Source organism: Bacillus sp. TH17, from assembly GCF_016651125.1.
Taxonomy (GTDB): domain Bacteria; phylum Bacillota; class Bacilli; order Bacillales; family Bacillaceae_G; genus Bacillus_A; species Bacillus_A mycoides.
The window spans coordinates 2,412,156-2,437,996 of sequence record NZ_JAEKEN010000001.1 but is presented as its reverse complement, the minus strand read 5'-3'; the positions used below and the strand labels follow the sequence as shown (position 1 = coordinate 2,437,996).

Genomic DNA, 25,841 nt, shown 5'->3' with positions numbered 1-25,841 from the left:
TTAATAGGATAATGGGAATGAACGTTCATTCCGAAATGATGTTTTCAAAAACAGGGAATGAATATTCATTCTCTATGCACCATGAAACTCTAATAACAGGAGATGATTCAAATGAGCAAGCTAAAAAGTTGGAGAAGTTTATCTTTTCTATTATGGATAGTTATTACTATTGCAATGATCGTAACGATGCCTAATATGGATCAGTTAGTGAAGGAAAAAGGGCAAATCACGATTCCTAATACAGAACAAAGCAGTATTGCTGACAAGATGATAAAGGAGATGGATAAAGAAGGGGCTGAAAAGTATGAAATTATAGCTGTTTTTAATAGTGGAAGTAAGAAGGCTTTAACAAATGAGCAAAAAGAGGAAATAACGAAAACGATCAATGCCCTGCAAAATGAAAAAGAGCAATTAGGAATTAAGGAAGTCGTTTCACATTTAGATAATAAAGAACTGGAGAAACAATTAGTTTCTAAAGATAATACGACTATTTTAACGCAAATATCGGTAGATAAAAAACATGGTAAAATACCAAAAATTGTAAATAATCTTCATGAAAAAGTACAAACGAAAGGAGTTACAACGTACTTAACAGGAAGTGATTTAATAGCGGGTGATTTTCTTACATCCTCTCAAGAGGGCGTGAAAAAGACAGAAGTTATTTCGATCATTTTCATTCTTGTAGTATTAATCATTGTATTCCGTTCACCAGTTGTTCCGATTATTTCTCTTCTTACAGTTGGTGTTTCGTATTTAATTTCAATGGGGATTATTGCCCATCTTGTTGATCAATTTAATTTTCCGTTTTCAAACTTTACGCAAGTGTTTGTAGTTGTCGTCCTGTTTGGAGTAGGAACAGACTATAACATTTTATTATATACGAGATTTAAAGAAGAATTAAGTAAACAAGAAAATGCATTTTTGGCTACGAAAGAAACGTTTAAATCGGCAGGTAAAACCGTTTTATATAGCGGGATAGCAGTACTAATTGGCTTTGCATCTCTTGCTTTAGCGAGTTTTAAATTATATCAATCTACTTCAGCGGTAGCAATTGGTGTCGCAGTACTACTACTCGTATTAACTACTTTAAATCCATTTTTCATGGTGCTTTTAGGAAAAGGAATGTTTTATCCAGTTAAAACATTTAAAGGTCATGAGGATAGTCGCTTATGGGGATTCTTTGCAAAAAATTCAGTAGCAAGACCATTTATCGCTTTAATTATCGTATTCGTGATATCGATTCCATTCGTATTAAAATATTCTAACACGCTTAATTACAATGATTTATTTGAAGTGGATAATAAATATGAATCAAAAATGGGGATTAACGTAATAGAAGAGCATTTTCCGCCTGGTTTTTCTTCACCAAGTACGTTAGTCATTCAATCGGATAAAAAGTTAGATGAGGCGACTTCTTTACAAACTTTAGATGAACTTACTGATAAAATCTCGAAAGTTAAAGGAGTCTCAGAAGTATATTCACCGACGCGTCCAACTGGAGATAAGATTAAAGAATTATATATAAATAAACAAGCCGGAGAATTGAATACAGGCTTAGGCGATGCAAATGGTGGCATAAAAGAAATTAATGAAGGATTAACTGATGCGAAAGATAAAATGGGTAGTAATGACTCAAATAGTCTTGCAAATGTTCAAAAGTTAATTGATGGAACGAACGAGGCTAAAAATGGAGTATCAGCATTAGGAACGGCCTTAAATCAATTATCGAATGGTATAAATGATGGAGTGCAAGGCGCGCAACAAATTGAGAGTGGATTAGCTTCATTAAACGAAAATGTTAATGTGCTATCCAATGCAACTTCACAGCTTCATGCTGGCTATGCACAGCTAGAAAAAGGTTTAAGTTCTTACGAGCAATACTTCGGAAATATTTCGCAAGCGATTGATGGTGCGAAGAAAGGATACGAACAAATTGAAACATTAATGACCAATTTCATTCAAACAAAACCAGAATTAGCAAATGACCCTAATGTGCAGCAAACATTAGGAATTGCTAAAGAAGCTCAAAAACAATTAACTGGACTTTCAAAAGAATTAAATCAATTGGCGGTGCAGCATAAAGCAGCGATGAATTCATTTAAAGAAGCGAATCAATCGTTACTGAAAGTAGATAACGGTTTAAAAGAAATGAACAATGGAGTTACCAAGTTACAAAAAGGGGCTGCTGAGCTGAACAAAGGATTGAGCGAAGGGGCTACAGGTTCAAAACAAATTGCGAACAAATCGGCTGACTTACAATCTGGATTAACGAAAATAAACGATGGGCAAGGACAGTTATTAACTGGACTGAAAGATTTACAAGAAAAGATGGGGCAATTGCAATCAGGTTTATCTAAAAGTACAGAGGGTTTAGGAAAAGTAAGTAACGGTCTAGGTGACGCTCAAAAATATTTAGGAGAGCTAAATGAGTCGAAAAGCTCTGAGAAATTTTATATTCCGAAAGAAGTTTTAGAAGGAGAAGATTTCCAAAAAGCATTGAATACGTACATGTCACATAATAGAAAGATTGCTAAAATGACAATTATTTTAGACGTAAACCCGTATTCAAAAGAAGCGATGCCTATCATTCAAGAAATTAATAAAACGATAGATGGTACGTTAAAGGGAACAGAACTAAATGGTGCGAAAAAAGCAATTGGTGGGACAACAGCTAGAAACGTTGATTTAAAAGAAGTAACCGGGCAAGATTTCCTACGTACTGCTACGATTATGTTATTAGGGATTTCGCTTGTATTAATCGTGATTACACGCTCATTCTTAAACTCAATCTTTATTATTGGGTCGTTAATTTTAGCGTACTTTGCATCACTTGGTATAAGTGAACAAATTAGTGCACATGTATTAAACGTAGAGTCATTAAGCTGGAATGTTCCATTCTTTAGCTTCATTATGATTGTCGCTTTAGGAGTGGATTATAGCATCTTCGTTATGATGCGATACAATGAGCTAGAAGGGAATTCAGTAACGAAAATTGTAAATGCATCTCGTCACATAGGAGGAGTCGTATTATCAGCGGCACTTATTTTAGGAGGGACATTTGCAGCGTTAATTCCTTCAGGAGTATTGACACTTATACAAGTAGCATCCGTTGTTGGCGTTGCTCTTTTACTATTAGCTTTAATTGTAATGCCGATATTGTTACCTGCTTTAATAGGATTGACGAGTAAATTGAAGAGTTATAAAGAGAAAATAATAAATACGAAATAAGAAAAACCTGTAGGGAATGTTTTCTCTACAGGTTTTTGTATATAAAATATGAAATGAAAAAATGATTCAATGTATTACAGAATGAGAAGCGAATAGGGATATTAGAAAGAGGTCGATGATATACAAAAAATAGCTAGGGGAATGGATAAAAACTATTCGATTTCGTTGTAGAAAGCTAATCAACCGTTGCTATTCATCCAGCTTCTACTATATAATAGCTATAGTCTACAATAATTGAGTCGTAATATGCGATTTTTTAAGACAATCGGTGAGAAAACGCTGAAATAAGCGGTATTAGTAGGAGGACACAAATGATTACAGTAAGTAACGTTAGTTTGCGTTTCGCAGATCGCAAATTATTTGAAGATGTTAACATAAAATTCACGCCAGGTAATTGCTACGGTTTAATTGGAGCAAACGGTGCTGGTAAATCAACATTTCTAAAGATTTTATCTGGAGAAATTGACCAATCAACAGGTGACATACATATTACGCCAGGTGAGCGTCTAGCAGTATTAAAACAGAATCACTTCGAATATGAAGAGTTCCCTGCACTAGAAACAGTAATGATGGGTCACACACGTCTTTATAAAGTAATGCAAGAGAAAAATGCAATTTACATGAAAGAAGACTTTAGTGATGAAGATGGCATGCGTGCTGCAGAACTTGAAGGTGAGTTCGCTGAGCTAAACGGTTGGGAAGCTGAGTCAGAAGCTGCAATCCTTCTAAAAGGATTAGGTATCGGCGAAGATATTCATGATAAAAAGATGTCTGAATTAACAGGGGCAGAGAAAGTAAAAGTATTACTTGCTCAAGCTTTATTCGGTCAACCTGACATTCTATTACTAGATGAGCCTACCAACCATTTGGACTTAAAAGCGATTCAATGGTTAGAAAACTTCTTAATGAACTTTGATAATACAGTTATCGTTGTATCCCATGACCGTCACTTCTTAAATAAAGTATGTACGCACATGGCTGATCTTGATTTCGGTAAAATTCAATTATACGTTGGTAACTATGACTTCTGGTATGAGTCAAGCCAATTAGCATTAAAACTAACGCAAGATTCTAACAAGAAAAAAGAAGAGAAAGTAAAAGAGTTACAAAACTTTATTGCGCGCTTTAGCTCAAACGCATCTAAAGCGAAGCAAGCAACTTCTCGTAAAAAATTATTAGATAAAATTACATTAGATGATATTAGACCGTCATCACGTCGTTATCCGTTCGTTGGTTTCACACCAGAGCGTGAAGTAGGAAATGACTTATTAACGGTTGAAGGTATTTCTAAAACAATCGACGGAGAAAAAGTATTAGATAATGTGAACTTCACTTTAAATAAAGGTGATAAAGTTGCATTTATCGGACGTAACGATATTGCGATGACAACATTATTTAAAATTCTTATGGGTGAAATGGAGCCAGATAGCGGTTCATTCAAATGGGGTGTAACAACATCTCAAGCTCATTTCCCAAGAGATAACTCTGAGTACTTCGAGAACAGTGATTACACTTTAATTGATTGGTTACGTCAGTTCTCTCCACAAGATGAGTCAGAAAGTTTCTTACGTGGTTTCTTAGGCCGTATGCTATTCTCTGGTGAAGAAGTTAAGAAAAATGTTTCTGTTTTATCTGGAGGAGAAAAAGTTCGTTGTATGTTATCTAAAATGATGTTAAGCGGTGCAAACGTATTAACACTTGATGATCCGACGAACCATTTAGACCTTGAGTCTATTACAGCATTAAACAACGGTTTAATCACATTTAAAGGAACATTACTATTCACTTCTCATGACCATCAGTTCGTACAAACAATTGCAAACCGTATTATCGAAGTAACGCCAAACGGTGTAGTTGATAAGGTAGCAACGTATGATGAGTTCTTAGAAAGTCAAGAACTTCAAAAACAAGTTGATGCAATGTACAAAGGTCAATAATAAATGATTAAAACCCTCGCTTTCTTTTATGAGAGCGGGGGTTTTTTAAGTAAACAAATATTCGTTTTAATATAAAGTGGGGGGGAGGATTAAAATGAATAATTATTCAAAAATAACATTAGCGATGGTAAGAAATTTTTGAAACGTGGATAAACCCTGAAATGATGAAGAAATGGTTTTTTACATTGGAAGGGACGGATAAAGTAACGGGAAATACTCCTGAAGTAGGAGGGAGTTGGGAAACTATTGATCATCGTGGCGGAAAAGATTATGGAGTAATTGGGGAATATATCGAAATGAATCGTCCTAAAAAAATTAGTATTTATATTAAAAACGCCGCAGTTTAGTGAATTATTAGATAAAATCACAGTTGAAATAAAAGAGAAACAACAAGGATTTAAAATGATATTTTCACAAAATATAATCGTTGCTCATGAAGAAGATTGGACAAAATATGATGTTGAAAAAGCTTTAAAGGGGTGTCAGGATGGCTCTGATCATGGTTGGAATGTAATATTCATGGGACTGAAAGAATTGGTTAAAAGAAGAGGGGATAGCTACAAAGGATGATAAACGGTAGTCGAAAAAGTGTAGTTTGAGCAAATTGCCCAAACTACATTTTTTATTTTATGAAATTGGGTAGTTTACATGAATGTACCAAAATTGGAGATAGGTTAGTTTGCAAATGAGGAAATAAAGGATTATAGTTTGTGGAGTCATAATTAGTGGATGAGCCTTGGGAGAAAACAGGAAATGTTACAAATGTGTTTTGTTAAATAGAAACCAAGGTCAAAATGTTTAAAAAGAAATAGTTGAATAAATAAAAGCTACAAATTATAATTACTAATATTCTTCATATAGTTAAACAAATAAAATCTATTTGAAGAAGAAAAATTGAATAGAGAGACAGACTTATATAAAATAAGCCTTGGATGATCAAAAGAGGTGGAGAGATGCAACAATTTTTATTGAAGAGTAAACGAGTATTAAGTAATCATTTTGGATTTTTCGTATTTGCTGTTATTTTACTTTGGTTAAAAACATATGCCGCATATGTGACAGAATTTAATTTAGGGATATCGAACACAATCCAAAAGTTCTTACTGTTTTTCAACCCGTTAAGCTCAGCAGTTCTATTTTTAGGGCTCGCATTATTCGCAAAAGGGAAACGAGCTTACATTTGGTTAATTATTATTAATTTGCTAATGTCTATACTTTTATACGCAAACGTAGTATATTATCGCTTTTTCAGCGACTTTATTACGTTCCCGACATTAACACAATCGAATAACTTTGGAGATTTAGGTGGTAGTATTTTTGCATTGCTACACTTATATGATCCACTATATTTCTTAGATACAATCATTTTAATTGTTTTAGTCGCAACGAAATTTGTAAATCCTAAACCAATCCGTGTTGCGAAGCATAAATTATCTCTAGTATTTGTAGCAGGTATTTTATTATTTAGCGTTAACTTAGGTCTGGCAGAATCTGACCGTCCTGAATTGTTAACAAGAACATTTGACCGCAATTATATCGTGAAATATTTAGGGGCGTACAACTTTACGATTTATGATGGTATTCAAAGTGCGAAAGCATCAACAGAACGAGCATTAGCGGATGGAGATAATATGACAGAAGTTAGAAACTATCTTTCATCAACTTATGCAAGTCCAAACCCTGAGTATTTCGGTAAAGGAAAAGGAATGAACGTAATTTATATTCATTTAGAGTCATTCCAAAACTTTTTACTAAACTACAAGCTAAATGGTCAAGAGGTTACACCATTCTTAAACTCATTTACAAAAGATGCGAATACGTTATACTTTGATAACTTCTTCCATCAAACAGGACAGGGGAAAACATCTGATGCGGAGTTCATGTTAGAGAACTCAATGTTTGGATTACCACAAGGATCTGTTTTTACAAATAAAGCTCATAACACGTATCAATCAGCACCGGCTATTTTAGGACAACAAGGATACACATCAGCAGTGTTCCACGGTAACTACAAAACATTCTGGAACCGTGATGAAGTTTATAAATCATTTGGTTTTAATAAATTCTTTGATGCGTCATACTACGATATGAATGAAAAAGATGTAGTAAACTATGGCTTAAAAGATAAACCGTTCTTTAATGAATCAATTCCGTTATTACAAACGTTGAAACAACCGTTCTATACGAAGTTCATTACGTTATCGAACCATTTCCCTTATCCGATTGATAAAGCGGAAGCAACGATTGAACCAGCTAAAACAGGTGATTCATCAGTAGATACGTACTTCCAAACAGCACGCTATTTAGATGAATCTGTAAAAGGATTCATTGATTACTTGAAACAATCTGGTCTATACGATAACTCAATTATCGTTATGTACGGTGATCATTACGGTATTTCAGATAATCATAGTGCAGCAATGTCTCAAATAATGGGTAAAGAAATGAACGCATTTGAAAATGCTCAATTACAACGTGTACCATTAATCATTCGCGTACCAGGAATGGAAGGCGGCGTACAACATCAATACGGCGGAGAAATTGACGTTCTTCCAACGTTATTACACTTACTAGGTACAGATACGAAAAATTATGTCCAATTCGGATCAGATTTATTATCACCAGAGCATAAACAAGTCGTTCCGTTCCGTAACGGTAACTACGTAAGCCCAACAGTTACTGCGCTTAACGGCAAATACTATGATACAGCGACTGGGAAACCTGTAGAATTTACAGATGAAATAAAACAAAATGAGCAAATGGTTCAAAAATCACTAAAATACTCCGACCAAGTTGTTAACGGTGACTTATTGCGATTCTACACACCAGAAGGATTTACACCGGTAGAACCTTCTAAATATAACTATAACAATCGTGATAAAGATAAAACGAAGGTGAAGACGACTGAAGACGGGGAAACGAAATAAATAATAAAAAATCCTACTCGTATAGAAAACGAGTAGGATTTTTTGTTTTAAGATTTACTTTCGGATTTTTGGAGTGCTACTTTTTTAGGCATAAAACATGCAATAATCAAAGCTACAAAGGATAAGACTAACATAAATACGTAGGCATCACTTGAGCTGAAGATAGAAGCTAATTTCGTTACTTGCATAGTTGATATGCTTCCGTTCTCACTAGATAACTGTGAAGTATGTGAAGTGGATTGAATTGTATATACAGTGATAATGACTGCTGTTCCTATAGCACCTGCTAATTGACGTACGGTATTATTCACTGCGGAACCATGTGAACCCAGTTCTCTTGGTAAAGCGTTTAAACCTGCTGTATTTAAAGGCATCGAAATGAAACTTAGTCCAATGCGTAGAATAATGGTACGAACCATTAAATACATATAAGTGGTGGATTCGGTCAAATCAATTACACCCCACATCGATATAATGATACATATTAAACCTATAATAAAGAGTGGTTTTGCCCCATATTTATCAAACATTTTACCCGTGATAGGTGATAAGAATGCATTAATTACAGCTCCAGGTAATAGAAGTAAACCTGATTCAAAAGCAGTAAAACCTCGTCCGTTTTGCAAGTAAATCGGTAAAAGAATTAAATCAGCATACATAATCATCGTAATGAGTACGTTAATGACTGATGTAAGAGTGAAAATTTTATACTTAAATACGGATAAATTTAATAGTGGATCGCTAGACTTTATTTGACGTAAACAGAATAGAGTTGTAACAATTATTCCGATGATAATTGTAGTAATAACAACTGGATGATCCCATCCTTTACTTCCTGCACTACTAAATCCGAATATAATACAACCAAAGCCAATCGTTGATAAAATGACACTTACGATATCTAATTTTGCTTTTGTTGTCTCAGCAACATTCATTAAATATTTTAGCGCGAGAATAATAACGATTAATACAAATGGAGCGAATCCAATAAATAACCATCTCCATGATACATATTCAATAATAAAGCCAGATAATGTTGGAGCGATGGCTGGCGCAAAAATTATGGCGAAACCGAGGGTTCCCATAATACTTCCACGTTTTTCACTAGGGTATAAATATAAAATAACTGTCATCATTAGTGGCATAATAATTCCTGCTCCAACTGCTTGAATCATTCTTCCTGTTAACAAAATACCAAAATTCATGGCGCATGCACAAAGAACAGTCCCGATAAACAAAGAGAGCATCGAGCTAATAAACAGCTGCCTTGTTGTAAATCGTTTCATTAAAAATGCAGTAATTGGCACTAGAACGCCATTTATGAGCATAAAGCCTGTTGATAGCCATTGTACGGTTGCAGCTGTAACATCAAATACTTCCATTAAATTACTCATCGCTACATTTAATAGCGTCTGATTTAATGTTGATAAAAAACAACCGGAAATGAGCACAATTAATATAATTTTTTTATTTCTTTCTGATATTTCCTTTTGCATTGGTAAACTCCTTCATTGTTGTCTTGATTTATCGACATTGTGTCGATAAAATTAATGGTAACAAAATAAATTTTCTTTGACCATGAACAGTTTTGTTGAAAATGTTCACTACTCGACATAGAAGGTATGCACTGTCGAGTAAGTAAAGAGAAAATCTATAAAGGAGTTTCAAAATGTCTACACCTAAAAAAGAAGATCCTCGTACAGTTCGTTCAAGAGAAATGTTTAAAAATGCTGTTTTTTCTCTCCTATGTGAGAATCCTAGTATTTCAAGTTTAACGGTTCAGAAAGTCGCAACAAAAGCAGGATTAAACCGAACAACCTTTTACTTACATTATCAAGATATTCAAGATTTACTAGACCAAATCACGAATGAGATTTCAAATGAACTTTCAAATAAAATAGCTGATTTAATACATGCAAAAGATTTATCAGAAAAACAAAAGCTAACACAATTACTTGATTATTTATATATCCATCGAAATTATTTATTTATATTATTTAAAATGAATCAATTTGAGGAGCAACTATTTTTATTTTTAAAAGAGTTAATAGAAACGAGAAGAGAGAATACGAAAAAGGATTTGCCTGATGATTATGTTGCGGTTGATATTAAAACAGCTTCATTGGTAGGTATTATCATGTGGTGGATAAGGAATGGACTTCACTTTAGTTCAGATTATATCGCAAATCAAATTTATTTTATGTATAAAGGGTAATAAATGCAAACAATTTATCCGTATTAAAAAAAGATTAAAATAACCTAGTATAATTTAAAGTATCGGGATTAATAAAAATTTATAAAACAAAAGATCCAGAGATAGAAGGGGGATATGCATGAATTTTCAAAATGAAAAAATATCATTACATTTAGAGGTTGTAAATTACCAATATGCAGATGCAAAAGACGAGTGTGATAGAAATTGGTTAAGAGTAAAAGCGAAACTATCAGAAGAAAATAAAGTTTTTGAAACGATGGATCCTTTTTTACAAACATACGATTTACAGTACATGATAAAATGGTTTGAATCTTTACCAAACCCTACATATAACGAACTAGATTTCATAGAACCAAATTTAGCGTTTGAATTTATGGGGGGAAAAGCAGGCGAGTTTAACATTGTTATTCGCTTATCGCTGGAACTTAACCCCACATGGTGTAAGGAAGAAGAATACGAATTTTCTATCGGTATAACTCAAGAGGATAGGGAGAATATTATTCGTTCTATTGAAGAGCAACAAAGGAAATTCCCAAAACGATAAAAAAAGACTTGATAACCTACAAGAGGGAATCAAGTCTTTTTATTACATACGATTATCATGCCAGAAGTTTAATGGGAAGTGTTCGTTCTCATTATAGGCTTCTAATTCATATCCTCTTTCTTTCAGCCCTTTAATAATTCCAGGTACTGCTTTAACTGATTGTGGATGAATATCGTGCATTAGAATAACTTCTGTTGGGTTTGTAGCACCATGTAGAACGTTTTCTACGATTTTAGCAGATGCAGCGTCTACTGGCATTTTGTTGTATTTCCAGTCTAATGAATCAATTGTCCAGTCCCAAACTTTTAAACCATTTTCTACAACTTTGTTGCGAAGGGCTTCATTTAATCCTGGCATTGAGCCGTAAGCTGGACGAGTTAATACTGGTGATTTTCCTAGAACGCCAGCGATTAAGCCTTGGTCTTCTTTCATTTCATCAACGTAATGACCTTCTGTGTAAAGCTTCTTGTAGTTATGAGTCATACTGTGCATCCCAACGTAGTGGCCTTCAGTATTTTCACGTTTTACAAGATCAGGGAAAGCTTTCACGTTTGAACCAATTAGGAAAAATGTTGCTTTTGCATTTTCACTTTTTAACATATCTAAAAGCTCAGCTGTGTATTTTCCAGGACCATCGTCAAATGTTAAGTAAGCGACTTTTCTAACTTGCCCGTTATAGTGCTTTGGAGCTTCTTTCGGAGCAAGGGACGTTTGAATTTCACTTACAAGTTGAACAGATTTCGCTTCATCCTCTGTACTTGCTAGAGCGATATGTGTTGATCCGTAAGCAGCTTCGTATGTAAATAATACCCCGACGCAAATCAACAGAGCCCTTTTCACTAAAGTTGTCATCCGAATTCCATTGTGCATAATTTTCCTACTCTCTATAAAAGTTCTACTCTACTATATTAGCAATTTTAGAGGGGGAAATGCAAAAAAACTTTTTTACAAGCGCAAAAAAGTTTGTTAAAAAGTATGTAAGATTTCACTGTTTTGCAGGTTTGAAAAAATGAAACAAGAATTGAATGTATGAAACTGCATGTAAAATGGTTCATTCACGTTTTTTATTTTAGAAAGGGAGGATAAGTATGAAAAAATTAGCTTGTTTACATGCTCATCATTCAAATATTGAATACATTGACCGAGCGTTGCAATTTTTTGAAATAGAAATACTCCATTTTGTAGATCCAATCTTATCACACAGACTAAAAATAGAACGAGAACAAGCACGAAATAATTTAAAAGATATTATAAAGTATATAGCTGAAAGTGATGTTGATACACTTTTAATAACTTGTACAGATTATATCACGTTATTAGATGAGAATTTCAAAATAGACATACCTATATTGAAAATTGATGAGCCATTCTTTGAAATGATTTGTCAGGTTGAAGAGCCACAGACAATACTATTTACAAATAACCGTACTGTTTCAGGAACGATGGAACGTTTAAGACTATACGCTCAGCAGAATAATAAATCCATACAAGTAAAAGTAGAAGTGATAGAAGGGATATTTGAGTTAATTATGCAAGGGCGTAAAGAAGAGCATGATGTTAAATTAGAAAAATATTTATATGAAATTATGAAAGATAGAAGCGAAATGCTTTCAGTTGCACAATTATCTATGGTAGACGCTACTACAAGGGTAGAAAATATAATAGGAAGGAACATAATAAATCCGTTGAATGCGCTTGTGGAGTATTGTATACAGAGTGTGAATGAACAACCGTGTGAAAAATAAGGAAGAGGATGTTTGTTGTTTTAAAGAAAATCAATAAAAATTTCACATACCGTATTTAAAAAATAAATATAGGAAAACCAAAAAATAATGTAGAATATATCGTACATACATATATGAAGTGAACATAAAACATAAAAGAGGTGGGCATATGTTACTTGAAGAAGTAATGCAGCAACTAAAAGAGTATGGGACAGAACAAACTCGTAAGACGTATAAAAACCACGGAGCGAAAGAGCCGTTATTTGGAGTTAGTTTTGCAAATTTAAAATTGTTAAAAAAGAAGATAAAAAAAGATCATGATTTAGCAATTTCATTATGGGAAACAAAAAATATGGATGCGATGACTTTAGCAACGATGATTTTAGATCCGAAGAAACTAACGTCAGAACAACTAAATAGATGGGTTCAGGATGTTGATTACTATTGTTTAATGGACGTTCTTATGACAGCTATATGTACGTCACCAATCGCGATAGAAAGAATGGAAGAATGGACGAAGTCTGATGATGAATGGATTGGAAGAGCAGGTTGGTCTTTATTAGCAAATATAGCGATTAAAAATAAAACGTTACATGATGAATTCTTCACTCCGTATCTAGAAGAAATTAAAGCAAATATACATAATGAAAAAAATAGAAAAAAAGAAGCGATGAATAGTGCTTTAATCGCGATAGGGATTCGAAATGAAGCTTTAGAGCAACAAGCAATTGAAATTGCACGTGAAATTGGAAAAGTAGAAGTTGATCATGGTGCAACGTCATGCAAAACACCAGACGCAGAACCGTATATAAAAAAAGCGAGAGAAAGAGCTGAAAAAAAGAAAGTGAAATAAGAAAAGGGGAACGGTTATGAAACCAATGGAAGCGGCACAAAGCATAATTACATCACAATTTTCGAATTGTGATGTTGCTTTACTAGGGGGAAGTGTTGCTAGAGGAGAGGCTACAAAAACATCTGACCTTGATATTGTAATATTTGACCAAAGTTTGTCATCTTGTTATAGAGAATCTTTCTATAGTAATGGCTGGCCTGTTGAAGTATTCGTACATAATTTTGAAACGTATAAAACCTTTTTTAAAAGTGATTGTGAGCGCGGGAGACCTTCATTACCTCAATTAGTTTCAGAAGGGATTGTGCTAAAAGGAAAAGATGAAATTGTAGAGATACTTAAAAGAGAAGCGAATGATTTATTAAATAAAGGACCAAAAAAATGGACAGAAGAAACGATGAAGCAGAAGCGTTATTTTATTACGGATACTTTGGATGACTTCATTGGTGCAACAAAGAGAGAAGAAGAATTGTTCATCGCCAATTTATTAGCTGATTTAGTACATGAATATGTTTTAAGGGTAAATGGTCAATGGCTTGGAAATTCAAAATGGTTTATTAGAGTGTTAAGAAGGTATGACGAGCGATATGCAGAACATTTTGTAGCGGCTTTTGATCATTTTTATAAAACAGAGAAGAAAAATGAATTAATTAGTTTTATAGAAAATACGTTAGAGCAGTATGGAGGAAGAATGTTCGAAGGATTTTCTATAGGGAAATGAAAAGGGGATAGCAAAATGAATGTACCATTCGTTCAATTAAGAGAATTGACACAAGACGATGTAGAAGATCGATATCAATGGTCATTAGATACAGAAGTAACAAAACATTTAGTTGTACCAGATCAATATCCACCGTTCACTCGTGAAGATACGAGAAGATGGATTGAAGCATGCATAAGTCGAAAGAATGGTTATGAACAACGAGCTATCGTTACAAAGGAAGGTATACACATTGGATGGATAGACCTAAAAAACTTTGATCAAACAAATAAAAATGCTGAACTAGGGATTGCCATTGGAAATAAAGAATATTGGGGTAAAGGATATGGAATGGCAGCACTATACAGTATGTTACAAAGTGGCTTTTCTGTATTCGAATTAGAAAAAATTTGGCTACGAGTAGACGAAGATAATTTACAAGCTAGAAAGAGTTATGAAAAAGCAGGATTTGTTTGTGAAGGAATAATGAGAAATGATCGGTTACGTAAAGGGAAGTTCATTCATCGTTATCGCTATAGTATGTTAAGAGAAGAATACCAATCTTTAAATAGTAGCTTATAAAAATATTATGTTAACTTAAAGGGGCAGGATAAATATGATTCGATTACTTACGAAAGAAGATGCGGAAAAATATTGGGACTTACGTTTACAAGCTTTACAAGTAAATCCAGAGGCATTTGTAACAACTTATGAAGAGGCGATTCGCCAGGAAAATCCTATTAAGAGAGTGGAAAGTAATTTAACAGCTACTACTAGTTGTACATTTGGTGCATTTAATGAAGAAAATCATTTAGTTGGAGTTGTCACTTTACTAACAGAAGAGAGAGAGGCGTATAAACATAAAGGTCATATCGTTGCGATGTATGTAGATGCACAAAACAGGCGGAACGGATTGGCACGTGAGTTAATAACAAATGCCATTCAAAGAGCGCGAGATATAAAACTAGAGCAATTGACATTAGGTGTTGTATCTACAAACGAACCAGCAAAAAAATTGTATGAATCAATGGGCTTTAAAACGTATGGAATTGAAAAAAGAGCTATAAAGGTGAATGGTGTGTATAGTGATGATGAAAATATGGTGTTGTTTCTTTAAAGGAAGGATATTATCATGAAAGATCTCCATTTAGAAAAAGATATGAACCCCAACGTGGCAATTTTGTATGCAATGGTTACTGATACATTTAAACGATTGCAAAGGTTAGTCGAAGGTATTGAAAAGAACGAACTATCCTATAAAGGGTCTGAAAATAACATTGGACAGCTACTACAGCATTTAGCAGTAGTCGATTTACACTGGGTGTACCGTTTAAAAGGAGAGGGAGTTCCGCCTGCACTTGAAAATAAATATGGACCAATGTTGAATGAAATGGGAGAATTGCCTAGTTTAAGAAAGTACAAATTACAAGAATTAATGCAAGATTATGAAGCTGTGCAACATATGTTTTATGAGGAATGTATGAAACTAACAGAAAATGATTTAACACGAGAAGTTTTTTATGAAAAGGGAGAAAATGCGACTATAAGGTGGGGAATATGGCATATAGCCGATCATAATCGGTACCATCAAGCTCATATTAGTCGATTACGAAAGTTATATAGACGTAGACCGCATGTATGATTAAATTTTTGAATATTAATTATATTCATTTTGTTATATAGTAGAAAAAGAAACTATATAAGGGGTTTTATAATGAAAGCTATTGCAGTAGGGATATTGGCATCGTTTTTCTTTGCCTTTACCTTTGTGTTAAACCGGTCGATGGACTTAGGGGGCGGGAGTTGGATTTGGAGTGCATCACTACGGTATTACTTTATGGTTCCAATGCTACTACTTATTGTCATGTATAGAGGGAATTTAAAACAACTCTTGCAATATATGAAAAACAATCCGAAAGAGTGGTTGTTATGGAGTATTGTAGGGTTTGGTCTCTTTTATGCACCGCTTAGTTTCGCGGGTGCGTTTGGACCGGGGTGGCTTGTCGCTTCGACTTGGCAAATTACAATAGTTGCAGGGATTTTGTTAACACCATTTTTTGCGGTAGACCCATTACATAAAAAACTTCCAATGAAAGAATTAGTAATGTCAGGCATTATTTTATTCGGTGTTGTTCTTATGCAAGTAGAACACGCTTCTTCTTTAGGGATTCGTGAAACCATTTTATGTGTGGTTCCTGTACTCATTGCTGCGTTTGCATATCCACTTGGAAATAGAAAAATGATGCAAGTATGTAAGGGCGAATTAGATGTCTTCCAACGAGTTCTCGGTATGACATTAGCAAGTTTACCATTTTGGTTTTTACTATCTGGTTATGAAGTATCAACAGGCGGACTACCGTCAAGTAGTCAAGTTTTCCAATGTTTTATTGTAGCAGTTAGTTCAGGGTTAATCGCAACGGTATTATTCTTCTTTGCGACAGATCTTGTAAAAGATGATCCGCAAAAATTAGCAACAGTCGAGGCGACACAGTCTGGTGAAGTTTTATTTGCATTAGTAGGAGAGCTGATCTGGTTATCGGCTCCAATTCCGTCTTCTTTATCGTGGGTTGGAATGAGTCTTGTAATTGTCGGAATGATACTTCATAGTTATGTAGCTGTAGTTGTGAAAAAAGAAGAGAAAATAACGGCGTAATGAGATTAGCTCTTTTTCAATAAAGAGCTAATCTTTTTTCATGAGAAAGGATGGAGATAGGATGTTACAACGTGTTGAGCATTTAGAAATAGATCCCATTAAAAAAGTATTAAAGCATGCGACCGGTCCGAGTGAAGCGAGCTTATTTAAAGCAGTTTCAATGTATAAAAATGATCAGGCAGTGCTATATAAATATGGGAATAAGGGTTGCATAGGTATAGCGCTAATTCATACAAATAGAGCGAGAATGTGTCACATAGCTGTTGATGAAAAATATCGCAATCAAGGAATTGCACTTCAAATGATTAAAGAAATAATTAGGGAATATGAGTTAACATATATTGAGGCTGAGACAGATACAGAGGCAGTCGATTTTTACAAGAAATGTAACTTTAAGGTTGAAAGTTTGGGTGAAAAATACCCGGGGATAGAAAGGTTTAATTGTTATTTAGAGAATGAATAAAATAAATAGCTTATCATTTGTGATGGGCTATTTCATATTAGTATAAATTAAGATTGCTAGATTGAAAGTTTTTGATTGTGTTCACCTTTCTATATTAATTTTAAATAAATACACCATAATTTAACTGTTTCCGATATGATAAAAACGACAGAGGTATAGTAATTGAAATGATTAAGTTAAAAATTAAGAAAAATATGATAATATATGTATGTATTAGTTTAAAGCAAAATGGGGGAACAATCGTGAAAATGAATGACATAGTGGCGAATACACAATTTCCAAATACAATCGAAACAATTACAAATGATTTAAAAGCATTAGGGATAGAAAAGGGAATGACAGTTATTGTACATTCTTCATTAAGTTCAATCGGTTGGATATCAGGCGGTGCAGTTGCCGTAGTAGAAGCGTTAATGAAAGTTGTTACAGAAGAAGGAACGATAATTATGCCGACGCAATCTTCGGATTTATCCGATCCAAAACATTGGTCAAGACCACCTGTACCAGAAGAATGGTGGCAAATTATTCGGGATAACGTCCCAGCATTTGATCCACGTATAACACCAACAAGGGCAATGGGAGAAGTAGTTGAATGTTTTCGTACATATCCGAATGTATTGCGCAGTAATCATCCACTCAGTAGTTTTGCAGCATGGGGGCAACACGCAGAAGAAATTACAGCGAATCATTCACTTTCCATAAGTTTTGGTGAAGAATCGCCATTACGAAAAATATACGATTTAGATGGATACATATTATTACTTGGTGTTGGTTATGACTCTAATACGTCTATACATTTATCTGAGGTACGTACAGGTGCACGCGAGTTAATAAAGGTAGGAGCACCTATTATAGAAGAAGGTGTAAGAGTATGGAAAGAATTCGTTGAAATGGATTACGATTCTGATACGTTTGTAGAAGTCGGAGTTGAATATGAGCTTAAAGGAACAGTTACGCGTGGGAAGATAGGGAATGCGACGTGCCGTTTTATGAGGCAGCGTGATGCAGTTGAATTTGGAACAGAGTGGTTTCGTGCGAAAAATCAGTAAGGGATGGTTATTATGCAGGGGAAAAAAATATTAATTACGAGCGGCGGCTGCCTAGAAAAATGGGATCAAGTACGTGGACATACAAATTTAGCAAAAGGTACGATTGGAAGAATTATTGCGGAAGAGCTAATGACAAAGGGCGCACATGTAATATATTTGCATGGCTATTTCGCTGAGAAGCCAATGGATGTAAAAAACCAATTAGAATTGCACCCATTTGAGGGGATTATTGATTTACAAGATAAGATGAAAAGTATTATTACACATGAAAAAGTAGATGCAGTTATTATGGCTGCTGCTGGCTCAGATTGGGTTGTCGAAAAGATTTGTGATCAAGATGGAAATATTCTTAATATGAACGGAAAGATTTCAAGTGACATCGCTCCAATTATTCATTTTCAAAAAGCGCCAAAAGTATTAAAACAAGTAAAGAGTTGGGATCCAGAAACGATACTCGTTGGCTTTAAACTTGAAAGTGACGTAAATGAAGCAGAACTTATTGAAAGAGCAAGTAAAAGAATGGAAGATGCAAAAGCAAGTGTAATGGTAGCAAACTCACCGCATTCTTTATATTCTCGCGGTGCTGTGCATCACGTTATTGGACAAGACGGTAATGTGAAGTTATGTAATGGGAAAGATGAAACTGCAAAAGAAATTGTCAATATGTTAGAGCATTTATGTAATCGTATCATTACTATGTAGATTTAAGCTTTTAGAAAGAGATGCAGTCGCATAGTATATAATGGAGTTAATATTAAATTAGTGGGGGAACGTATCCCTCACTAATTATTAAATTGAATCAAATCAATGAAATAGGCCATTAGCTGCTCGTAAATGTGTAATACATGATATATGCATAATGAACATTTTGTGAGGAGTGGATTGTATGGAACATTTATTAAAGCAAGCTATTAAACTTAGAAATGAAAAGAAATATGCGCAGTCTAGAGAGATACTTATAGGATTAACAAACTTTACGAGGGATGCAGAAGTACTATATCAATGCGCTTGGATACATGATGTAATGGGTCTTGAAACGGAGGCGGTTCCGTATTATGAACAGGCAATTGCGAACGGACTTGATGGTGAATCCCTTTGCGGTGCGTATATCGGTCTTGGCAGTACGTATCGTTGTATAGGGGAATATGATAAAGCGATTACTGTATTAGAAGCAGGGATAAAGAAGTTCCCGGACAATGACGTGATGAAAGTGTTTTTATCATTAGCAAAATATAACGTAAACGAACATGAAGAAGCGATGAAATTACTGTTAGAGACAGTTGTGAAAGTAGATGAGATAAAAGAATTTGAACGTGCTATTTCATTTTATAAAGACCATTTAAATGAGGTTTTTGAATAGAGGAGAGAAGGAATGAATCCATCAATTTCACGAAGGAAAAAAGGCATTTGGATTGGACTCGTATCTTTAATTATGTTATCAAACTATTTATTGTATGCCCTGCCAATAGTGCCAGCTGCCCCGAAAGAAGTAGTCCTCGGTTCATTATTAGATTTTATGTTTGTAATTCCAGTCATCACATATTTCTTTATTATACGGAAAAGATATTCGTTAACGTATATGTTTCCTGTAGTTATAGCTGGATATGTATTCGCAAGATTTATAATTCCTAGTGATTATTTACAAGCTTTTTCATTTGTTTCGTATGTAATAGTTGCTGGAGAAATTGTGTTCGTATGTTTTGAACTGTTTCTTATATATAAAATTATAAGAGTACTTCCTAAAATAATAAAACGATATAAAGAATATAGAAGTGAGTATTCTTCATTTTCTTATGCGATTGATGCAGCATTTGATGCTAATATGAAGAGAAGTAAGACAGTAAATATCATTCTAACAGAGTGTAAATTACTCTATTATACTTTTTTATCGTGGCGTGAAAAAGTATTAGAAAGTGAATCCACATACTCATATCATAAAAAGACCGGTGCAATAGGTGTTTATATCATGATTATTCATGCAACATTAATTGAAAGTATCGGTTTTCATTATTTACTTCATCAATGGAATCCAGTAATAGCTTGGGTTTTACTCATCTTAAACATATATGCGATGTTTTATTTTTTAGCTGAAATACAAGCGATGCGTAAAAATCCAATTATCGTTGCGGAAGAAAAAGTGATTATTCAAATTGGATTAGGAAAGAAAATCGTTATATCATTTACACAAATTGATAACATTGCGTTTTATAAAGGCGAACCTTTAAAGAAAGAAGAAGAGAAAGAGGTTCTTGACGCAACTGTTATGGAATTTATAAAGGAACCTCCAACTTTTGAAATAACGTTAAAAGAGCCAATTAAAGCGCAGTTGTTATATGGATTTTCTAAAACAGTAAGTCGTATTCACTTAAATGTAGACGATGAACGGAAATTTTATGATGTAGTTAAGGGAAAGTTAAAATATGAGTAAGCTCCTAAATATCATCGTGCGTTTGGTGTATATGGAGTTTGTATTGAAAAAAATAAAAGACCATATATGAATTGTGGTTAATAAAACAGTAGTAGTTCATTAACTCCTTCCATTATAGAAGGAGTTTTTATGATGCGGAATACGGTATACTTTCTTAATCAGGAGCGTAAAGGATATAATTAAAAACGGACTATATGATAAAAGGGGTAACTAAAAAATGAATTGTTTACGTACATCAAGGATTGAAATTATAGAAAGAAAAATACGTTATGATTCTACAACTGTAGATCACGTTTGTTTATTAGTAGAAGCACAACCGAAGAGAATCGTACTATTTCATGAGGTACAGTACCCTTTTACTATGACAGCAAACGAAATAAAATTAACTATTCCTAAAGGTAGTTATACAACCGCATATTATTGGGAAGATCGTCCGTATAACCTATACATATGGAGAGATGATGCTGGACATTATTTAGGGTCATATTTTAATATCATAAAAAACACACATGTAGGAAATGAGTTAGTAACATTTGAAGATTTAATCATTGATATTATGGTTCTTCCTAATGGTGAGTATTTCATATTAGATGAAGTCGAATTACCTGAGTCATTAGATCAATTTGAAAATGGTTATGTGAAAGAAGCTCTTAACGTATTAACGGATACAATTCATGTCTTCTTACCTCAAATGATTTTAGAAACGGAGACTATATTTAAACAGAAAGAGATTTTTTCTACATGAAAAATAAAAAAACTCGCAGCTTACTAGCTTGCGGGTTTTCATCGTAAACTATTAGAAAATATGATAAAATTAAGAGGTAACTTATGGTACGGTTGGTTGTTCAATTATCACTTCTCCAAAGTAGGAGGGGGTGATAATAAGTGAGTGAAATTGCGTTGTTATTGCAAGGTGGACTGTTTCTCATTGCATTGTTAACGTTTATTGTTGTCTTAATTGACAAGCTCAAAAAATAACAACCCACCTATGCCTATAGAATGTGGGTTGTTGTGTTTGTACGAAACAAATAGGATAAATGAACAATCCAATCTGCTAAGTTACGTGGACTAGTGTGTAGCCGCACACTAGTCTTTTTTATTTATATACAGATTTTAATTGTTTTATGTGATTGTATTGTTCTTTTCACACTCATTATAACACAGTGTCTTTTCATGAAGAAAGGAGACCGTATGTTCCTATATGGATTAAATAGAACGTGTAGTTTCTTTAAATAGCCCATCCATATACTGTTTTAAACTTTCCACAAAAAATCCTTTTTGGTCTACATTATTTACGCCGACAATTGGTGATGGAAGATTGTATCTTTTTTCTGATAAATGAACAACAACATCAAAAATATCAAATAGGCGAATGAAGCAGAATAGACCGTCTTTATCACTAAGTAAAATAAAGTAATGGTTTTCGCTCGTTGTATTTAATGTATTCCATAAAGAGCTTTTGCTTAAGTCACGAACGATACTCTTTTCCTTTAATTCCATGAAATCGGCATTTAATAGAATGGTAGAAATATCAATCGCATCTGGATCGTCAAAGTAGCCATCAATTGTTTGTACAGCAAAAGTATAAGCCATTTTTAATACACTCATTTTATATTTACGGTTATCTAAAAGCAATTCACGTTGAATAGAACTAGCTACTTTTGTTACGCGCTCTTCTTTCCAAATTTCATTATGTAATGAAATATCGTGCTTTTTACATAGTTTCATAATTAATGCATTGGAATAAAGTATCTCATCACTTACTTCGACTACATCTGTCTCAGCGGCTGCTAGCTCCTCACCATGTTCATTCGTATAGAGAGGGGAGTCGATTTGTTTTTTCATTTGCTCAATCTTATATTGACTTAATTTATGTCTAATTAAAGGACGGTCAATATTTGTTGTCATATGTTCATGACAGGAATCACAAATTGAGTTTATGAAATAATATCCACATAATATCTCTGGAATGACATATTGTTCACTAAGTTCTTTCGTATCTTTTCTGCAAATGATGCATTGTGTCATATTTATCACCTTTACCTGCAAATTTGTCTGTAATCTCATTGTAGTGTATTTAATGGGATTTTGGAATATTGTAAAGGAAAATATTATGTGAAATCTAAGTTTAATTTGGTACAATGAAGAGAAGTGCTAGTTTAAAGGAGGACGTTTTTTTGAAATCGAAAGTGCACTTTTGGACATTAGAAGTGCTGATGGTTGTAGGAATTATATTTATTTGCACAAAAATATCGTTTCTATTTCAACCGATTGGTATCTTCATATCAACATTATTTTTCCCGATTTTAATCGCGCTATTTTTATACTTCATATTTAACCCTGTGTTAGTCTTTTTGGAGAATAAAAAAGTACCTAGAGGTTTAGCGATCTTACTACTGTACCTTTTTATCATTACATTAACTGGAGTTGCTATTGGAGTAGTTGTTCCAACCATCTCACAACAGTTAATGGATTTAGTAAAAAATATGCCGACTTACATAAAAGAGGGAAAAGTATACATACAAGATCTATCCCATCATAGATTATTTGAATGGCTATCTACACAAAACTACGTTTCCATTGAGACAATTGAGAAAAATGCAATTGAATACTTAAAGGAAATACCAAACACACTTACGTCGAGTGCAACGGCTTTATTTGGTATTATCACGAACGTGGCGTTAGTTATCTTTACAGTACCGTTCATTTTATTTTATATGTTTAAAGATGGACATGCATTTCCAGGAAAAGCTGTTAGTGTATTACCAGAGTCTTACCGTGAAGAAGGACTTCGTATCATAAAGGAAACGAACGAAACATTATCTGCATATATTCAAGGTCAAGCGCTCGTTTGTATGTTTATTGGTGCCTTTACATTTACTGGTTATTTAATCATCGGTTTACCGTATGCTTTCGTTTTAGGAATTATCGCAGCATTTACAAATATAATTCCGAACTTAGGTCCATTTATCGGAGCAGCACCAGCTGTCATTATAGGTCTGTTCGTATCTCCGATGCAAGCTCTGTACGTAATTATTATAGTAACAATCGTACAACAGTTTGAAAGTAACATCATTTCACCGCGTATTATGAGTTCAAAATTAAATATCCATCCGTTGACAATTATCATCCTTATTTTAGGGGTAGGTAATTTCGCGGGAATTATCGGGATGATTTTAGCAGTACCAGCTTATGCGGTAACAAAAACAGTTGTTTCGAACTTAGTGAGATTGTTTAAGACGAAACGAAGTAAACGGAAATAGAATATGTTGAGAAAGATACACCGCTTAATAAAAAGGGGTGTATCTTTTATTTTTTAGTGTATGAAATACTTATTATTGTATATTTTTTACACATCAAATCAGGCGGTGAATTTTTGTTAAATAAACTTTATCCCGCTATTTGTGGGCAGTAAAACTCCCACCTCAAAATTCAGGTGAAGAAAAAGAAGTTAGGTGGGAGATCAACTGCGCGTAAACGCCCGATTGGTGAGAGCTAATAATCAGTGGGGATGAACAAAACCCCCACTGATTAAAGTTTCACTTTATAAACTATGTGGAATCCCTCTGAACTATCCAAATCATTTCTTTACACCGCGTTATTAACATCATAATCGACTCCTTTCATTTCTAATATAAGTTCAAACAATTATAGGTGAGTGTAGTACTTGCTTCTACGATCACGAATTTCATCTATAATCTTTTTATACTGTTCCTCTTGTTTTACTTCATTTGCAGATATAGATTCTTTTTGAATCGTAATGGTTAAAAAGAAAAGGTGAAACCTCATACATGAATTCCTCCTTTCGAATAGGAATTACAGGTGACTACAATAATGACTTTGTCGTTCTTTTACGTTGTACATAGCCTGCTCAATTTGTCGATCATGAAGCATATCAGACTCAGACAGTTTATTTTTTTGAATGGTAATCGTTAAAAATAATACTCTGAATTTCATTGGATTTTTACCCCTTTATAATTTATTTAGTAAGGACGATTGTAATAAGAGGACTGGCGCTCTTTCACATCATCCATAATATTTTTAATTTGTTGTTCACGAGAAATTTCATCTCTTGAAAGTTTACGCTTTTGAATGGTAATCGTTAAAAAGAAAGCTTTGAATTTCATTAGGATATTACCCCTTTATAATTTATTTAGTAAAGACGATTGTAATAAGAGGACTGGCGCTCTTTCACATCATCCATAATGTTTTTAATTTGTTGCTCACGAGAAATTTCATCTTTTGAAAGTTTGCGTTTTTGAATGGTAATCGTTAAAAAGAAAGCTTTAAATTTCATTAGGATATTACCCCTTTATAATTTATTTAGTAAAGGCGATTGTAATAAGAGGACTGACGCTCTTTTACTTCGTCCATAATAATTTTAATTTGTTGTTCACGTAAGATTTCAGCTTTTGAAGATTTACGTTTTTGAATGGTGATAGTTAAAAAGAAAGCTTTGAATTTCATTAGGAAATTGCCCCTTTAAAAAATATTTTTAATACATTTTTGTATAATACGAACTTTTAATGTCCGTTATTTTATCCATAGTTTGTTTTAATTGTTGTTTACGAAAGATTTCAGCTTCAGATAAAGTTTTTTTCTGAAGTGCTGTCGTAAAAAAGAAAATATGAAAAGTCATAGACGAATTCCTCCTTTCGAAAAGGAATTACAGGTGATCGCAATAAAGCACTTGGCGCTCCTTAACATCATTCATAGCTTTTGTAATTTGCTCATTATGAAGAATTTCAGCTTTGGAAAGTGTATTTCTTTGAATCGTAATACTTAAAAACAATACGCTAATTGTCATCGAATGTTGCTCCTTTCTTTAAAAAATAATGTATGAGACTAAAAAATCACACAAAAAAGCCACAGGAAGATGTCGTTCTCCTATGGCTGGGCGTGAAAAAGCCACAGGAAAGTATACGACCTCCTGTGGCGAATTTATGAATTAAAAGAAATAAAGTACGATTTTTAATTCTCCATTAGGGTGGTCGAATTCATATTTAATTGTCCGAAAAACACAGATGCAGTTAACGCTAAAGTTAAAGCATGTAATTGTAATTTCATCATTTCCTTCGACCTCCTTTTAGAATATTTTTCTTACGTTAGTAATTATATACAAT

The 25,841-nt window shown here is 33.8% G+C and carries 32 protein-coding genes; 22 read left to right on the top strand and 10 right to left on the bottom strand.

The genetic code is table 11. The features are described from left to right. Nucleotides 1-111 precede the first annotated feature (111 nt). The 5 genes from JFT95_RS12415 to ltaS all read left to right on the top strand — a co-directional run bounded on the left by JFT95_RS12415 (nt 112) and on the right by ltaS (nt 8,092). Entirely contained in the window at nt 112-3,228 is a 3,117-nt protein-coding gene (locus JFT95_RS12415) for an MMPL family transporter (RefSeq protein ID WP_201052367.1), read from the top strand. A 311-nt stretch (nt 3,229-3,539) separates the two neighbouring features. Continuing rightward, on the top strand, nt 3,540-5,165 hold the full coding sequence (locus JFT95_RS12410) for an ABC-F family ATP-binding cassette domain-containing protein (protein ID WP_201052365.1): 1,626 nt from the start codon (nt 3,540-3,542) through the stop codon (nt 5,163-5,165). 161 nt (nt 5,166-5,326) lie between these two features. Next, nucleotides 5,327-5,512, top strand: a complete 186-nt coding sequence (locus tag JFT95_RS12405) for an SRPBCC family protein (RefSeq protein WP_063218667.1) — start codon at nt 5,327-5,329, stop codon at nt 5,510-5,512. 55 nt (nt 5,513-5,567) lie between these two features. After that, entirely contained in the window at nt 5,568-5,735 is a 168-nt protein-coding gene (locus JFT95_RS12400) for a hypothetical protein (protein ID WP_002032782.1), read from the top strand. Between the two features lie 383 nt (nt 5,736-6,118). Continuing rightward, entirely contained in the window at nt 6,119-8,092 is a 1,974-nt protein-coding gene (gene ltaS / locus JFT95_RS12395) for a lipoteichoic acid synthase (RefSeq protein WP_012261147.1), read from the top strand. Between the two features lie 47 nt (nt 8,093-8,139). Here ltaS and JFT95_RS12390 read toward each other — a convergent pair whose 3' ends face one another. Next, entirely contained in the window at nt 8,140-9,588 is a 1,449-nt protein-coding gene (locus JFT95_RS12390) for a DHA2 family efflux MFS transporter permease subunit (RefSeq protein ID WP_201052363.1), read from the bottom strand. Between the two features lie 173 nt (nt 9,589-9,761). On the opposite strand from JFT95_RS12390, the gene JFT95_RS12385 reads away from it, so the two are divergent. Together JFT95_RS12385 and JFT95_RS12380 are read left to right on the top strand one after the other, a co-directional pair. Beyond that, nucleotides 9,762-10,307: a TetR/AcrR family transcriptional regulator gene (locus JFT95_RS12385; protein ID WP_002013396.1), complete on the top strand. Its 546-nt coding sequence runs from the start codon at nt 9,762-9,764 to the stop codon at nt 10,305-10,307. Nucleotides 10,308-10,425: 118 nt separating this feature from the next. Continuing rightward, a complete protein-coding gene (locus tag JFT95_RS12380; protein ID WP_002032758.1) occupies nt 10,426-10,851 on the top strand; it encodes a WapI family immunity protein in 426 nt (141 codons plus the stop codon). A gap of 42 nt (nt 10,852-10,893) precedes the next feature. Here the strand turns inward: JFT95_RS12380 and JFT95_RS12375 are convergent, their stop codons facing one another. Further along, nucleotides 10,894-11,721: a peptidoglycan-N-acetylglucosamine deacetylase gene (locus JFT95_RS12375; RefSeq protein WP_012261145.1), complete on the bottom strand. Its 828-nt coding sequence runs from the start codon at nt 11,719-11,721 to the stop codon at nt 10,894-10,896. Nucleotides 11,722-11,939: 218 nt separating this feature from the next. On the opposite strand from JFT95_RS12375, the gene JFT95_RS12370 reads away from it, so the two are divergent. From JFT95_RS12370 to JFT95_RS29585, 14 genes are all read left to right on the top strand, one after another. Continuing rightward, a complete protein-coding gene (locus tag JFT95_RS12370) occupies nt 11,940-12,596 on the top strand; it encodes a hypothetical protein (protein ID WP_063218665.1) in 657 nt (218 codons plus the stop codon). Nucleotides 12,597-12,744: 148 nt separating this feature from the next. Next, nucleotides 12,745-13,428, top strand: coding sequence for a DNA alkylation repair protein (locus tag JFT95_RS12365; protein WP_201052362.1), 684 nt, complete (start codon nt 12,745-12,747; stop codon nt 13,426-13,428). A gap of 16 nt (nt 13,429-13,444) precedes the next feature. Further along, nucleotides 13,445-14,146, top strand: coding sequence for a nucleotidyltransferase domain-containing protein (locus JFT95_RS12360; protein WP_201052359.1), 702 nt, complete (start codon nt 13,445-13,447; stop codon nt 14,144-14,146). Nucleotides 14,147-14,161: 15 nt separating this feature from the next. Further along, entirely contained in the window at nt 14,162-14,707 is a 546-nt protein-coding gene (locus JFT95_RS12355; protein ID WP_201052357.1) for a GNAT family N-acetyltransferase, read from the top strand. 34 nt (nt 14,708-14,741) lie between these two features. Then, nucleotides 14,742-15,242: a GNAT family N-acetyltransferase gene (locus JFT95_RS12350; RefSeq protein ID WP_002032747.1), complete on the top strand. Its 501-nt coding sequence runs from the start codon at nt 14,742-14,744 to the stop codon at nt 15,240-15,242. A gap of 15 nt (nt 15,243-15,257) precedes the next feature. Next, nucleotides 15,258-15,767 (top strand): DinB family protein, encoded by a 510-nt coding sequence (locus JFT95_RS12345; protein ID WP_201052355.1) that lies wholly within the window; start codon nt 15,258-15,260, stop codon nt 15,765-15,767. Nucleotides 15,768-15,839: 72 nt separating this feature from the next. Next, complete coding sequence (locus tag JFT95_RS12340) at nt 15,840-16,778, top strand: DMT family transporter (RefSeq protein ID WP_002065948.1); 939 nt, start codon at nt 15,840-15,842, stop codon at nt 16,776-16,778. A gap of 61 nt (nt 16,779-16,839) precedes the next feature. Next, on the top strand, nt 16,840-17,241 hold the full coding sequence (locus tag JFT95_RS12335) for a GNAT family N-acetyltransferase (RefSeq protein WP_201052353.1): 402 nt from the start codon (nt 16,840-16,842) through the stop codon (nt 17,239-17,241). 248 nt (nt 17,242-17,489) lie between these two features. Beyond that, nucleotides 17,490-18,290 (top strand): AAC(3) family N-acetyltransferase, encoded by an 801-nt coding sequence (locus tag JFT95_RS12330; protein ID WP_201053646.1) that lies wholly within the window; start codon nt 17,490-17,492, stop codon nt 18,288-18,290. 12 nt (nt 18,291-18,302) lie between these two features. Continuing rightward, a complete protein-coding gene (locus tag JFT95_RS12325) occupies nt 18,303-18,992 on the top strand; it encodes a phosphopantothenoylcysteine decarboxylase domain-containing protein (protein ID WP_201052351.1) in 690 nt (229 codons plus the stop codon). 184 nt (nt 18,993-19,176) lie between these two features. Beyond that, nucleotides 19,177-19,650 (top strand): tetratricopeptide repeat protein, encoded by a 474-nt coding sequence (locus tag JFT95_RS12320; protein ID WP_201052349.1) that lies wholly within the window; start codon nt 19,177-19,179, stop codon nt 19,648-19,650. 12 nt (nt 19,651-19,662) lie between these two features. Then, the gene (locus tag JFT95_RS12315; protein ID WP_201052347.1) at nt 19,663-20,718 is read left to right on the top strand and encodes a hypothetical protein; all 1,056 of its coding nucleotides are present in this window, start codon (nt 19,663-19,665) and stop codon (nt 20,716-20,718) included. A gap of 217 nt (nt 20,719-20,935) precedes the next feature. Next, nucleotides 20,936-21,463 carry a ribonuclease FAU-1 family protein gene (locus tag JFT95_RS12310; protein WP_002013419.1) on the top strand — a complete coding sequence of 176 codons (528 nt, stop codon included), beginning with the start codon at nt 20,936-20,938 and terminating at the stop codon, nt 21,461-21,463. Nucleotides 21,464-21,603: 140 nt separating this feature from the next. Further along, complete coding sequence (locus JFT95_RS29585; protein WP_001289318.1) at nt 21,604-21,696, top strand: putative holin-like toxin; 93 nt, start codon at nt 21,604-21,606, stop codon at nt 21,694-21,696. Nucleotides 21,697-21,924: 228 nt separating this feature from the next. On the opposite strand, the gene JFT95_RS12305 is transcribed toward JFT95_RS29585, so the two are convergent. Continuing rightward, nucleotides 21,925-22,746, bottom strand: coding sequence for an HNH endonuclease (locus JFT95_RS12305; RefSeq protein ID WP_012261134.1), 822 nt, complete (start codon nt 22,744-22,746; stop codon nt 21,925-21,927). Nucleotides 22,747-22,895: 149 nt separating this feature from the next. Here JFT95_RS12305 and JFT95_RS12300 point away from each other — a divergent pair, with 149 nt between their 5' ends. Further along, complete coding sequence (locus tag JFT95_RS12300; protein WP_002136851.1) at nt 22,896-23,981, top strand: AI-2E family transporter; 1,086 nt, start codon at nt 22,896-22,898, stop codon at nt 23,979-23,981. Between the two features lie 385 nt (nt 23,982-24,366). Here JFT95_RS12300 and JFT95_RS12295 read toward each other — a convergent pair whose 3' ends face one another. Genes JFT95_RS12295 through JFT95_RS12265 form a run of 7 tightly spaced genes read right to left on the bottom strand, consistent with a single transcriptional unit; the run spans nt 24,367 to nt 25,525 of the window. Then, on the bottom strand, nt 24,367-24,507 hold the full coding sequence (locus JFT95_RS12295; RefSeq protein WP_201052345.1) for a YrzI family small protein: 141 nt from the start codon (nt 24,505-24,507) through the stop codon (nt 24,367-24,369). Between the two features lie 27 nt (nt 24,508-24,534). Continuing rightward, nucleotides 24,535-24,675 (bottom strand): YrzI family small protein, encoded by a 141-nt coding sequence (locus tag JFT95_RS12290; RefSeq protein WP_000672237.1) that lies wholly within the window; start codon nt 24,673-24,675, stop codon nt 24,535-24,537. A gap of 26 nt (nt 24,676-24,701) precedes the next feature. Continuing rightward, nucleotides 24,702-24,845 (bottom strand): YrzI family small protein, encoded by a 144-nt coding sequence (locus JFT95_RS12285; protein ID WP_201052344.1) that lies wholly within the window; start codon nt 24,843-24,845, stop codon nt 24,702-24,704. Nucleotides 24,846-24,871: 26 nt separating this feature from the next. Next, the gene (locus tag JFT95_RS12280) at nt 24,872-25,015 is read right to left on the bottom strand and encodes a YrzI family small protein (protein WP_002013394.1); all 144 of its coding nucleotides are present in this window, start codon (nt 25,013-25,015) and stop codon (nt 24,872-24,874) included. Nucleotides 25,016-25,041: 26 nt separating this feature from the next. Continuing rightward, nucleotides 25,042-25,185 (bottom strand): YrzI family small protein, encoded by a 144-nt coding sequence (locus JFT95_RS12275; protein WP_000668987.1) that lies wholly within the window; start codon nt 25,183-25,185, stop codon nt 25,042-25,044. Between the two features lie 28 nt (nt 25,186-25,213). After that, nucleotides 25,214-25,357: a YrzI family small protein gene (locus tag JFT95_RS12270; RefSeq protein WP_201052342.1), complete on the bottom strand. Its 144-nt coding sequence runs from the start codon at nt 25,355-25,357 to the stop codon at nt 25,214-25,216. Nucleotides 25,358-25,384: 27 nt separating this feature from the next. Then, nucleotides 25,385-25,525 carry a YrzI family small protein gene (locus JFT95_RS12265; protein WP_000156202.1) on the bottom strand — a complete coding sequence of 47 codons (141 nt, stop codon included), beginning with the start codon at nt 25,523-25,525 and terminating at the stop codon, nt 25,385-25,387. Between the last annotated feature and the right edge of the window lie 316 nt (nt 25,526-25,841).

Coding starts and splice junctions, on each gene's coding strand:
- JFT95_RS12415 (WP_201052367.1), top strand. CDS start 112: ATGAGCAAGCTAAAAAGTTGGAGAAGTTTATCTTTTCTATTATGGATA.
- JFT95_RS12410 (WP_201052365.1), top strand. CDS start 3,540: ATGATTACAGTAAGTAACGTTAGTTTGCGTTTCGCAGATCGCAAATTA.
- JFT95_RS12405 (WP_063218667.1), top strand. CDS start 5,327: ATGATGAAGAAATGGTTTTTTACATTGGAAGGGACGGATAAAGTAACG.
- JFT95_RS12400 (WP_002032782.1), top strand. CDS start 5,568: ATGATATTTTCACAAAATATAATCGTTGCTCATGAAGAAGATTGGACA.
- ltaS (WP_012261147.1), top strand. CDS start 6,119: ATGCAACAATTTTTATTGAAGAGTAAACGAGTATTAAGTAATCATTTT.
- JFT95_RS12390 (WP_201052363.1), bottom strand. CDS start 9,588: ATGCAAAAGGAAATATCAGAAAGAAATAAAAAAATTATATTAATTGTG.
- JFT95_RS12385 (WP_002013396.1), top strand. CDS start 9,762: ATGTCTACACCTAAAAAAGAAGATCCTCGTACAGTTCGTTCAAGAGAA.
- JFT95_RS12380 (WP_002032758.1), top strand. CDS start 10,426: ATGAATTTTCAAAATGAAAAAATATCATTACATTTAGAGGTTGTAAAT.
- JFT95_RS12375 (WP_012261145.1), bottom strand. CDS start 11,721: ATGCACAATGGAATTCGGATGACAACTTTAGTGAAAAGGGCTCTGTTG.
- JFT95_RS12370 (WP_063218665.1), top strand. CDS start 11,940: ATGAAAAAATTAGCTTGTTTACATGCTCATCATTCAAATATTGAATAC.
- JFT95_RS12365 (WP_201052362.1), top strand. CDS start 12,745: ATGTTACTTGAAGAAGTAATGCAGCAACTAAAAGAGTATGGGACAGAA.
- JFT95_RS12360 (WP_201052359.1), top strand. CDS start 13,445: ATGAAACCAATGGAAGCGGCACAAAGCATAATTACATCACAATTTTCG.
- JFT95_RS12355 (WP_201052357.1), top strand. CDS start 14,162: ATGAATGTACCATTCGTTCAATTAAGAGAATTGACACAAGACGATGTA.
- JFT95_RS12350 (WP_002032747.1), top strand. CDS start 14,742: ATGATTCGATTACTTACGAAAGAAGATGCGGAAAAATATTGGGACTTA.
- JFT95_RS12345 (WP_201052355.1), top strand. CDS start 15,258: ATGAAAGATCTCCATTTAGAAAAAGATATGAACCCCAACGTGGCAATT.
- JFT95_RS12340 (WP_002065948.1), top strand. CDS start 15,840: ATGAAAGCTATTGCAGTAGGGATATTGGCATCGTTTTTCTTTGCCTTT.
- JFT95_RS12335 (WP_201052353.1), top strand. CDS start 16,840: ATGTTACAACGTGTTGAGCATTTAGAAATAGATCCCATTAAAAAAGTA.
- JFT95_RS12330 (WP_201053646.1), top strand. CDS start 17,490: ATGAATGACATAGTGGCGAATACACAATTTCCAAATACAATCGAAACA.
- JFT95_RS12325 (WP_201052351.1), top strand. CDS start 18,303: ATGCAGGGGAAAAAAATATTAATTACGAGCGGCGGCTGCCTAGAAAAA.
- JFT95_RS12320 (WP_201052349.1), top strand. CDS start 19,177: ATGGAACATTTATTAAAGCAAGCTATTAAACTTAGAAATGAAAAGAAA.
- JFT95_RS12315 (WP_201052347.1), top strand. CDS start 19,663: ATGAATCCATCAATTTCACGAAGGAAAAAAGGCATTTGGATTGGACTC.
- JFT95_RS12310 (WP_002013419.1), top strand. CDS start 20,936: ATGAATTGTTTACGTACATCAAGGATTGAAATTATAGAAAGAAAAATA.
- JFT95_RS12305 (WP_012261134.1), bottom strand. CDS start 22,746: ATGACACAATGCATCATTTGCAGAAAAGATACGAAAGAACTTAGTGAA.
- JFT95_RS12295 (WP_201052345.1), bottom strand. CDS start 24,507: ATGAGGTTTCACCTTTTCTTTTTAACCATTACGATTCAAAAAGAATCT.
- JFT95_RS12290 (WP_000672237.1), bottom strand. CDS start 24,675: ATGAAATTCAGAGTATTATTTTTAACGATTACCATTCAAAAAAATAAA.
- JFT95_RS12285 (WP_201052344.1), bottom strand. CDS start 24,845: ATGAAATTCAAAGCTTTCTTTTTAACGATTACCATTCAAAAGCGTAAA.
- JFT95_RS12280 (WP_002013394.1), bottom strand. CDS start 25,015: ATGAAATTTAAAGCTTTCTTTTTAACGATTACCATTCAAAAACGCAAA.
- JFT95_RS12275 (WP_000668987.1), bottom strand. CDS start 25,185: ATGAAATTCAAAGCTTTCTTTTTAACTATCACCATTCAAAAACGTAAA.
- JFT95_RS12270 (WP_201052342.1), bottom strand. CDS start 25,357: ATGACTTTTCATATTTTCTTTTTTACGACAGCACTTCAGAAAAAAACT.
- JFT95_RS12265 (WP_000156202.1), bottom strand. CDS start 25,525: ATGACAATTAGCGTATTGTTTTTAAGTATTACGATTCAAAGAAATACA.